Source organism: Thermocatellispora tengchongensis (genome assembly GCF_014202315.1).
GTDB lineage: Bacteria > Actinomycetota > Actinomycetes > Streptosporangiales > Streptosporangiaceae > Thermocatellispora > Thermocatellispora tengchongensis.
Map to the genome: position 1 here is coordinate 1 of NZ_JACHGN010000051.1, position 10,932 is coordinate 10,932.

The following is a 10,932-nucleotide window of genomic DNA, read 5'->3' on the forward strand; positions in this document are numbered from 1 at the left end:
GCGGCGGGGAACGCGTTCTTGGACGCGTTGGTGTCGTGGCGGCGTGCGCGGGGGTTGCCTGGGGTGTCGCTGGCGTGGGGGTTGTGGGCCGAGCGGAGCGGGATCACCGGCGGCCTCGGCCGGGCCGACCTCGCCCGATGGGAGCGCGCCGGGTTCGGCGCCCTGGACACCGCCACCGCCCTGGACCTGTTCGACCGCGCCCTCACCGGAGCCGAGCCGGTCGTGCTGCCGCTCCGGCTCGACCTCGCGGTCGCGCGCGCCCAGGCCGACCCGCCGTCCCCCATGCTGCGCGGCCCCGCCCGCCGCCGGGACCGGCGGGGTTCCCTGCGGGAGCGCCTGGCCGCGATGGCCGCCGCCGAACGCGAACGCGCCCTCCTCGACCTCGTCCGTACGCACGCCGCGGCGGCGCTCGGCCACCCTTCGCCCGCCTCGGTCGCCCCCGACCGTCCCTTCCGCGACCTGGGCTTCGACTCGCTCACCGCGGTCGAGTTGCGCAACCGGCTGAACGCGGCGACCGGCCTCCGCCTGCCCGCGACGCTGGTCTTCGACCACCCCTCGCCCGCCGCGCTCGCGAGCCACCTGCTGGCCGAGCTGTCCGGCTCCCTGCCCGCCCGCGCCCCGGCCCGCACCCGGGCCGAACCCGCCGGCGACCCGGTGGTCATCGTGGGCATGGCCTGCCGCTACCCGGGCGGCGTGTCCTCACCGGAAGGACTGTGGGACCTGGTGGCGTCCGGGCGCGACGCCATCGGGCCGTTCCCGGCCGACCGCGGCTGGGACCTGGACACCTTGTTCAGCCCCGACCCGGAACGGCCAGGCACGTCCTCCACCCGGTTCGGCGGCTTCCTGTACGACGCCGCGGACTTCGACGCCGGGTTCTTCGGGATCTCGCCGCGTGAGGCGCTGGCGATGGACCCGCAGCAACGGCTCCTCCTGGAGGCGTCCTGGGAGGCGTTCGAGCGGGCCGGCATCGACACCGCCTCGCTCCGCGGCAGCGACACCGGCGTGTTCGTCGGCATGATGTACCACGACTACTCGGCCCGGCTGCACACCACCCCGCCCGAGCTGGAAGGCCACATCGGCATCGGCAACTCCGGCAGCGTCGCCTCCGGCCGCCTGGCCTACACCTTCGGCCTGGAGGGCCCCGCCGTCACCGTGGACACCGCGTGCTCGTCCTCGCTGGTGGCCCTGCACCTGGCCGCGCAGGCGCTGCGGCACGGCGAGTGCTCCCTCGCCCTGGTCGGGGGCGTGGCGGTCATGGCCAAGCCGGACGCGTTCGTCCAGTTCAGCCGGCAGCGCGGGCTGGCGGCCGACGGCCGGTGCAAGTCGTTCGCGGCGTCGGCGGACGGCACGGGCTGGGGTGAGGGCGTCGGGGTGCTGGTGGTGGAGCGGTTGTCGGACGCGCGGCGGCTGGGTCACCGGGTGCTGGCGGTGGTGCGCGGCAGCGCGGTGAACCAGGACGGGGCGTCGAACGGGCTGACGGCGCCGAACGGGCCGTCGCAGCAGCGGGTGATCGGGCAGGCGCTGGCGAACGCCGGGCTGTCGCCCGACGATGTGGACGTGGTCGAGGGCCACGGCACCGGGACCACGCTCGGCGACCCGATCGAGGCCCAGGCCCTCATCGCGACGTACGGGCGCGACCGGGACCGGCCGCTCCTCCTCGGCTCGATCAAGTCCAACATCGGGCACACGCAGTCCGCCGCCGGCGTGGCCGGTGTGATCAAAATGGTGATGGCGATGCGGGCCGGCACGGTGCCGCCGACCCTGCACGTCGATGAGCCGTCCCCGCACGTGGACTGGTCGTCGGGGGCGTTGGAGCTGGTCCGGGAGCCGGTGGCGTGGCCGGAGCGGGGGCGTCCGCGCCGGGCGGCGGTGTCCTCCTTCGGCATCTCCGGCACCAACGCGCACGTGATCCTGGAGCAGGCCCCGCCGGAAGAGGAGGCCGAGACCGCCGCCCCCGGCGGGCCGGTGGTCTGGACGGTGTCCGCCGGGAACGAGCACGCGCTGCGGGCCCAGGGGGAACGGCTGCGGTCCCACCTGGAGCGGCACCCGGAACTCGCCCCCGCCGACATCGCGCACACCCTCGCCGCCGGGCGTACGGCACTGGAGCACCGCGCCGCCGTGATCGGCGCGGATCGGGACGAGCTGCTGGCCGGCCTCGCCGCCCTGGCGGCCGGAGACCGCGCCCCGGGCCTGGTCACCGGCACCGCCGCCCCGGGACCGGTCGCGTTCCTGTTCTCCGGTCAGGGCAGCCAGCGGGCCGGGATGGGCCTGGAGCTGGCCGGGCGGTTCCCGGTGTTCGCCGAGGCGTTCGCGGCGGTGTGCGCGGAGTTGGACCAGCACCTGGACCGGCCGCTGCGCGAGGTGATCGCCGGTGGCGGCGACCTGCTGGACCAGACGCTGTACACGCAGACGGGCCTGTTCGCGGTCGAGGTGGCCTTGTTCCGGCTGTTGGAGTCGTGGGGGATCACCCCGGATTACCTGGTGGGGCATTCGATCGGGGAGTTGGCGGCGGCGCATGTGGCGGGGGTGTTCTCGCTGGCGGATGCGTGCGCGTTGGTGGCGGCGCGGGGCCGGTTGATGCAGGAGCTTCCGGCCGGTGGGGTGATGTGCGCGCTGGAGGCCACCGAGGAGGAGGTTGCGCCGCTGCTGGGTGACCGGGTGGCGATCGCGGCGTTCAACGGGCCGCGTGCGCTGGTGATCTCCGGTGACGAGGATGAGGTGGCCCGGATCGAGGGGCACTTCGGCGGTCGTCGGATGCGCCGGTTGCGGGTGAGCCACGCCTTCCACTCCCCGCGGATGGAGCCGATGCTGCCGGCCTTCGCGGAGGTGGCCGAGAGCATCGTCTATCACCCTCCGGTGATTGCGATGGGTGTGGTGCCGGATGCGGCGTATTGGGTGCGGCAGGTGCGGGAGCCGGTGCGGTTCGCGCAGGCGATCGAGGCTTTGCCGGGGGATGTGACGTTGGTGGAGGTGGGGCCGGACGCGGTGCTGACCGCCCTGGTCCCTGACCGGCCGGTGATCCCGCTGCTGCGCCGGGACCGGGATGAGACGGTGAGCGTGCTCACCGCACTGGCGGAGCTGCACGTGCGCGGAAGCGACCTCAACTGGGACGTGGTGCAGCCGGGGCGGCGGGTGGACCTGCCGACGTATCCGTTCCAGCGGCGCCGGTACTGGCTGGACGCGCCCCCGAGCACCGACGCGGCCATGCTGGGGCTGGCCCCCGCCGGGCATCCGGTGCTCGGCGCGGCCGTGTCCCTGGCCGGGGACGACGACGAAATGCTGTTCACCGGGCGGCTCTCGCTCGACACCCACCCCTGGCTCGCGGACCACACGGTGGCGGGGGCGACGGTCGTACCGGGAGCGGTCCTGGCCGACCTCGCCTGCCACGCCGCCGAGCACGCCGGGTGCGCCGGCGTGGCGGAGCTGATCCTGCACGCCCCGCTGGTCCTGCCAGCGAAGGGCGGGCTGCGGGTGCAGGTGCGGGTCTCGGCCCCCGGCACGGACGGGCGGCGCGAGATCGCGATCCACGCCCGCGAGGACGACACGCACCCCTGGACGCGGCACGCCTCCGGCTTCCTGACCGCGGTCCCGGCGGAACCGGCCGCGATGCCGGGCGCGTGGCCGCCCCCTGGCGAGCCGGTGGACCTGGACGGCCTGTACGCCGCCCTCGCCGAGGCCGGGCTCGGCTACGGCCCCGCGTTCCGCGGGCTGACGGCGGCCTGGCGCGCGGGCGACACCGTGTACGCCGAGCTCGCCCTGCCCGGGGAACTGCACGCGGACGCCGCCCGCCACGCCCTGCACCCCGCACTCCTGGACGCCGCCCTGCACGTGCTCGCGCCGCCCGGCGGCGGGACCGCGCGGGTGCCGTACGCGTGGCGCGGCGTGTACCGCCACGGGCCCGCCTCGCCGCGCCTGCGCGTGCGCGTCACGGTCACGGGCGAGGACGAGGCGGCGATCCTGGTGGCCGACGAGGCCGGACGGCCCGTCCTCGGCGTCGCCTCCCTGTCCCTGCGCCCCCTCGACCCGGGAGCGGCGCGCGCATCGGTGCGGGACACGCTGTTCGACGTCGAGTGGACGCCGCTCCCACCCGGCCCGGCACAGCCGGCGCAGCAGACCATGACCTGGGCCGTGCTCGGCGACGGGGAGGGCGTGCGGGAACTGGCGGAGGCGCTGGACGCGGCTCGCCACCCGGCCCTGGACGCCGTGCCCGCCACCGGCGTGCCGGACGCCGTGCTCCTCCCGGTCGAGACGGCCGGCGACGATCCGTCCGCCAGGGCCAGGGAGGCGACGGCGGCCGTTCTCACCGCCGTGCGGACCTGGCTCGCCGAGCCCCGGTTCTCCTCCTCCCGCCTCGTCGTCGTGACGCGCGGCGCGTTCCCGTCCGGCGCCGACCCGGCCGGGGCGGCGGTGTGGGGCCTGGTGCGCTCGGCCCAGTCGGAGCACCCGGGCCGGTTCGTCCTGGCCGATCTCGGCGACGGCGACGCGCGCCTGCTCCCGGCCGCGCTGGCGAGCGGCGAGCCGCAGGTCGCGATCCGCGCGGGCGGCCTCCACGTGCCCCGGCTGACCCGACCGGCCCCGTTGTCCACGTCGTCCGCGTTCGCCCCGGCCCGCACCGTGGCATGGCGGCCCGGGGGCACGGTGCTCGTCACCGGCGGCACCGGCACGCTCGGCGGCCTGCTGGCCCGGCACCTGGTGACCGAGCACGGCGTACGCGACCTGCTGCTGACGAGCCGCCGCGGCCCCGACGCGCCCGGCGCCGCCGAGCTGGCCCGGGAGCTGGCCGAGCTGGGAGCGCGGGTCCGGATCGCCGCCGTGGACGCCGCCGACCGCGACGCGCTGGCCGCCCTCCTGGCCTCCGCCGAACCCCCGGTGGCCGCCGTGGTGCACGCGGCCGGCGTGACCGACGACGCCTTGGTCGAGTCGCTGACCCCCGGACGCGTGGAGCGCGTGCTGCGCGCCAAGGCGCAGGCCGCCTGGAACCTGCACGAGCTGACCCGGGAGCACGACCTGTCCGCCTTCGTGCTGTTCTCCTCGGCCGCCGCCGCCTTCGGCACCCCCGGTCAGGCCAACTACGCCGCCGCCAACGCCTTCCTGGACGCGCTGGCCCGCCGCCGCGCCGGGGAGGGCCTGCCCGCCACCTCGCTGGCGTGGGGCCTGTGGGAGCAGGACAGCGGCATCACCGCGCGGCTCGGCGAGTCCGGACGCGCCCGCATGGCCAGGCAGGGCACCCTCCCGCTGGCCACCGCCGACGCGCTGGCCCTGTTCGACGCCGTCCTCGCCGACGGCCGCCCCACGGCCGTGCCGCTGCGCCTGGACCTCGCCGCCGTACGCGCCCGGCCCGGCGACGTGCCGCCGCTGCTGCGCGGCCTGGTGCCCGTCCCGGGCGAGCGCGCTCAGAGCGCCGGCGCGGCGCCGGGCGGTCCGGGGCTGCCGGAACGGCTGGCCGCCATGCCCGAGGCCGAGGCGGCCACGGCGCTCCTCGACGCGGTACGGGCGCACGTCGCCGCCGTGCTCGGCCACACCGGCACCGGCGAGATCGACCCCGACCGCCAGTTCAAGGAGCTGGGCTTCGACTCCCTGACCGGCGTCGAGCTGCGCAACCGGCTGCGCACGGACACCGGCCTGGACCTGCCCGCCACCCTCGTCTTCGACTACCCGACGCCGGAGGCCCTGGCCGGGTACCTGGCCGAGCGGCTGCGCCGCGCCGCGCCCGACCCCGCCGCCGAGGCCCTGGACCGGCTGGAGGCCACGCTGGCCGAGCCGCCGGACGAGGAGGCACGCGACCGGATCGTGGCCCGGCTGCGCGCGCTGGTGTCGCGGCTCACGCCCGAGACCCGCGCCCACCTGGCCGAGGCCAGCGACGACGAACTCTTCGACCTCGTAGAGAACCTGGGGAGCTGACACACCGATGCCGAACGCCAGCGAGGAGAGGCTGCGCGAGTACCTCAGGCGGGCCATCGCCGAGGCCCAGGACGCCCAGCGGCGGCTGCGCGAGTTCGAGGAGGCCGGGCGCGAGCCGATCGCGATCGTCGGGATGGCCTGCCGGTTCCCCGGCGGGGTGTCCTCCCCGGAGGGGCTGTGGGAGCTGGTCGCCGCCGGACGCGACGCCATCTCCGAGTTCCCCGCCGACCGGGGCTGGGACCTCGCCGCGCTCTACGACCCCGACCCGGGCCGGCCAGGCACGTCCTCCACCCGGTTCGGCGGCTTCCTGTACGACGCCGCGGACTTCGATCCGGGGTTCTTCGGGATCTCGCCGCGTGAGGCGCTGGCGATGGACCCGCAGCAACGGCTGCTGCTGGAGACCTCCTGGGAGGCGTTCGAACGGGCCGGCATCGACCCGACCGCGCTGCGCGGCAGCAGGGCGGGGGTGTTCGCCGGGCTGATGTACCACGACTACCACTCCCGGCTGCACGCCGTGCCGGAGGAGCTGGAGGGCTTCATCGGCAACGGCAACGCGGCGAGCATCGCCACCGGGCGGGTCGCGTACACCTTCGGGCTGGAGGGGCCCGCGGTCACCATCGACACCGCCTGCTCGTCCTCCCTGGTCGCGCTGCACCTCGCCGTCCAGTCGCTGCGGCGCGGCGAGTGCGACCTCGCGCTCGCCGGAGGCGTCACCGTGATGGCCTCCCCGGACACCTTCGTGGAGTTCAGCCGCCAGCGCGGGCTGGCGCCGGACGGCCGGTGCAAGTCGTTCGCCGCGTCGGCGGACGGCACCGGGTGGGGCGAGGGCGTCGGCGTCCTCGTGGTGGAGCGGCTGTCGGACGCGCGGCGGCTGGGCCATCGGGTGCTGGCGGTGGTGCGCGGCAGCGCGGTGAACCAGGACGGGGCGTCGAACGGGCTGACGGCGCCGAACGGGCCGTCGCAGCAGCGGGTGATCGGGCAGGCGCTGGCCGACGCGGGTCTGTCGCCCGGCGACGTGGACGTGGTCGAGGCGCACGGCACGGGGACCACCCTGGGCGACCCGATCGAGGCCCAGGCGCTGCTGGCCGCCTACGGCCGCGAGCGGGAGCGCCCGCTGCTGCTCGGCTCGGTCAAGTCCAACATCGGGCACGCCCAGGCGGCGGCGGGCGTGGCCGGTGTGATCAAGATGGTCATGGCGATGCGGGCGGGAACCGTGCCGCCGACCCTGCACGTGGACCAGCCGTCCCCGCACGTGGACTGGTCGTCGGGCGTGTTGGAACTGGTCCGGGAGCCCGTGGCGTGGCCGGGGGAGGACCGGCCGCGGCGATGCGGCGTGTCGTCCTTCGGGATCTCGGGGACCAACGCGCACGTGATCCTGGAGCAGGCCCCGCCGGAGGAGGAGCCCCCGGCCGCCGGCCCCGGCGGGCCCGTCGTCTGCGTGCTCTCCGCCCGCGGCGAGGACGCGCTGCGGGAGCAGGCCGCCCGCCTGCTGCCGGTCGTGGCGGAGGCGGACGTGCGGGACGTGGCCTACTCCCTGGCCACCACGCGTCCGGCGCTGTCCCACCGGGCCGCCGTCGTCGCCGAGGACCGGGCCGGCCTGACCACGGCCCTCCACGCCATCAGCCGGGGCGAGACCCCGCCGGGCGTCCTGCGCGGCACGCCCGCCAAGGGCAAGCGGGCCTTCCTGTTCTCCGGTCAGGGCAGCCAGCGGGCCGGGATGGGCCTGGAGCTGGCCGGGCGGTTCCCGGTGTTCGCCGAGGCGTTCGCGGCGGTGTGCGCCGAGTTGGACCAGCACCTGGACCGGCCGCTGCGCGAAGTGATCGCCGACGGCGGCGACCTGCTGGACCAGACGCTCTACACGCAGACGGGCCTGTTCGCGGTCGAGGTGGCGCTGTTCCGGTTGCTGGAGTCGTGGGGGATCACCCCGGATTACCTGGTGGGGCATTCGATCGGGGAGTTGGCGGCGGCGCATGTGGCGGGGGTGTTCTCGCTGGCGGATGCGTGCGCGTTGGTGGCGGCGCGGGGCCGGTTGATGCAGGAGCTGCCGGCCGGTGGGGTGATGTGCGCGCTGGAGGCCACCGAGGAGGAAGTATCCCCGCTGCTGAGCGACCGGGTGGCGATCGCGGCGTTCAACGGGCCGCGGGCGCTGGTGATCTCCGGTGACGAGGATGAGGTGGCCCGGATCGAGGCGCACTTCGGCGGTCGTCGGATGCGCCGGTTGCGGGTGAGCCACGCCTTCCACTCCCCGCGGATGGAGCCGATGCTGCCGGCCTTCGCGCAGGTGGCCGAGAGCATCACCTATCACCCGCCTGCGATTCCGTTGGGGGTGGTGCCGGATGCGGCGTATTGGGTGCGGCAGGTGCGGGAGCCGGTGCGGTTCGCGCAGGCGATCGAGGCTTTGCCGGGGGATGTGACGTTGGTGGAGGTGGGGCCGGACGCGGTGCTGACCGCCCTGGTCCCCGACCGGCCGGTCATCCCGCTGCTGCGCCGGGACCGGGATGAGACGGTGAGCGTGCTCACCGCACTGGCGGAGCTGCACGTGCGCGGAAGCGACCCGCGCTGGGAGGCGGTGCAGCCGGGGCGGCGGGTGGACCTGCCGACGTATCCGTTCCAGCGGCAGCGGTACTGGCTGGACGCGCCCCCGAGCACCGACGCCACCGGGCTGGGCATGGCCCCGGCCCGGCACCCGCTGCTGGGCGCGGCCGTGTCCCTGGCCGACGGCGACGGCCTGCTGCTCACCGGGCGGCTGTCCCTGGACGCCCACCCCTGGCTCCGCGACCATGCCGTGGCGGGCACCCCGCTGCTTCCCGGCACGGCCTTCGTGGAACTGGCCGTACGGGCGGGCGACCAGGTCGGCTGCGACCGCATCGAGGAGCTGACCCTCGAAGCGCCGCTCGCCCTCCCCGAACGGGGCGCGGTGTCCGTGCAGATCCTCCTCGGCCCCGCCGACGAGACCGGCAGGCGCACGCTCGGCGTCTACTCCAGCGCCTCCGGCGGCGAGGAGTGGACGCGGCACGCGACCGGCGTGCTGACGACGGGCGCGGGCGCCGGGCAGGCCATGGCCGCGTGGCCGCCGCTCGGCGCCGAGCCCGTCGCCATCGACGGCTGCTACGACGCCCTCGCCGCCGCCGGGCTCGGCTACGGCCCGGCGTTCCGGGGGCTGCGGGCGGTGTGGCGCTCCGGAGAAGACGTCTATGCCGAGGTGGCCCTGCCGGAGGGGCCCGCGGCGGAGGCGGGGGCGTACGGGCTGCATCCGGCGCTGCTGGACGCGGTCCTGCACGCCCTCGCGGTCGCGACGCCCCCGGCGCCGGGGGAGGCGGTTCGGCTGCCGTTCTCCTGGTCCGGAGTGAGCCTGCACGCCACCGCGGCCTCGGCCCTGCGCGTACGCCTGTCGCCCGCGGGCCCCGACGCCGTGTCCGTCACCGCCGCCGATACCGCGGGGCAGCCCGTCGTCACGGTCGAGTCCCTGGTCCTGCGGCCACTCCCGGCCACTGGCGGCGCGGCCCGCGCCGGCTCCCTGTTCCGCGTCGAGTGGACACCCGTGCCCGCCGGGTCCGCCGCGGCCCCGGAGACCGCCGTGGCGTACTGCGGCCCGCTGCCCGAAGAGGCCGGCGACCCGGCCGAGGCCGCGCGCGGCGCCGTGCACCGGACGCTCGCCGTCCTGCGGGACCGGCTGGCCCGGGATGACGACTCCCGGATCGTGATCGTGACCAGTGGCGCGGTGGCCGCCGTGCCCGGCGATCCCGCGCCCGACCCCGCCGCCGCGGCGGTGTGGGGCCTGGTCCGCTGCGCCCAGGCCGAGCACCCGGACCGGATCACCCTGCTCGACGTGGACGACCCGGACGCCTGGACGGCCGGCACGCCACCGCTGCTCCCGGACGCCGGCGGCGAGCCGCAGCTCGCGCTGCGCGGCGGCACCGCGTACGCGCCGAGGCTCGCCCGCGTCGCCCCGGCCCTGGTCCCGCCCGCCGGAGCCGCCGCCTGGCGGCTGGAGGCACCCGTCAAGGGCACCCTGGACGGCCTCACCCTGGCCCCGGTGCCGCCCGTGACCGAGCTCGGGCCCGGCCAGGTCCGGGTCCGGGTCCGCGCGGCGGGGGTCAACTTCCGGGACGTGCTGATCACCCTTGGCCTCTACCCGGACGACGTGCCGCTCGGCGGCGAGGGCGCCGGGATCGTCACCGAGACCGGGCCCGGCGTGACCGGCATCGCCCCCGGGGACCGGGTGTTCGGCCTGTTCCCCGGCGCGTTCGGGACGGAGGCCGTCGCCCACCGCGACCTGCTCGCCCCCATCCCCGACGAGTGGTCGTTCGAGGAGGCCGCGACGGTCCCGATCGCCTACCTGACGGCGTACTACGGACTGGTGGAGCTGGGCGGGCTGCGGCGGGGGGAGAAGGTGCTGGTGCACGCGGCCACCGGCGGTGTCGGCACCGCGGCGGTCATGCTCGCCCGGCACCTCGGCGCCGAGGTCTTCGCCACCGCCAGCCCCGCCAAGTGGGACGCGCTGCGCGCCCTCGGCCTGGACGACGACCACATCGCCTCCTCGCGCACCCTGGAGTTCGCCGACCGGTTCCCCGGCGGCATGGACGTGGTGCTGAACTCCCTCACCGGGGAGTTCCTGGACGCCTCCCTGGGCCTGCTGCGGCCCGGCGGCAGGTTCCTGGAGATGGGCAAGACCGACCTGCGCGACCCGGCCGGCCTGCCCGAGGTGGCGTACCGGCCGTTCGACCTGATGCGGGCCGAGCCCGCTTCGGTCCGGCGGATGCTGGCCGACGTCCTTGGCCTGTTCGCCTCCGGCGCGTTCCGGCTGCCGCCCCGCACGACCTGGGACGTGCGCCGCGCGCCCGAGGCGTTCCGCCACGTCAGCCAGGCCCGGCACATCGGCAAGGTCGTGCTCACCGTGCCCCGCCCCCAGTGGGATCCGGACGGCACCGTGCTCATCACCGGCGGCACCGGGACGCTGGGCCGTCTGGTGGCGCGGCATCTGGTGACCGTGCACGGGGTGCGGGATCTGGTGCTGGTCTCCCGTCGTGG

The 10,932-nt window shown here is 76.3% G+C and carries 2 protein-coding genes; both read left to right on the plus strand.

Going from position 1 to position 10,932, the window contains the following annotated elements:
* A partial coding sequence (locus HNP84_RS50760; RefSeq protein WP_185057365.1) for an SDR family NAD(P)-dependent oxidoreductase occupies positions 1–5,901 on the plus strand: 5,901 nt, incomplete at its 5' end.
* Between the two features lie 7 nt (positions 5,902–5,908).
* The coding region (locus HNP84_RS50765; protein ID WP_185057366.1) for a type I polyketide synthase at positions 5,909–10,932 on the plus strand (5,024 nt) is incomplete at its 3' end.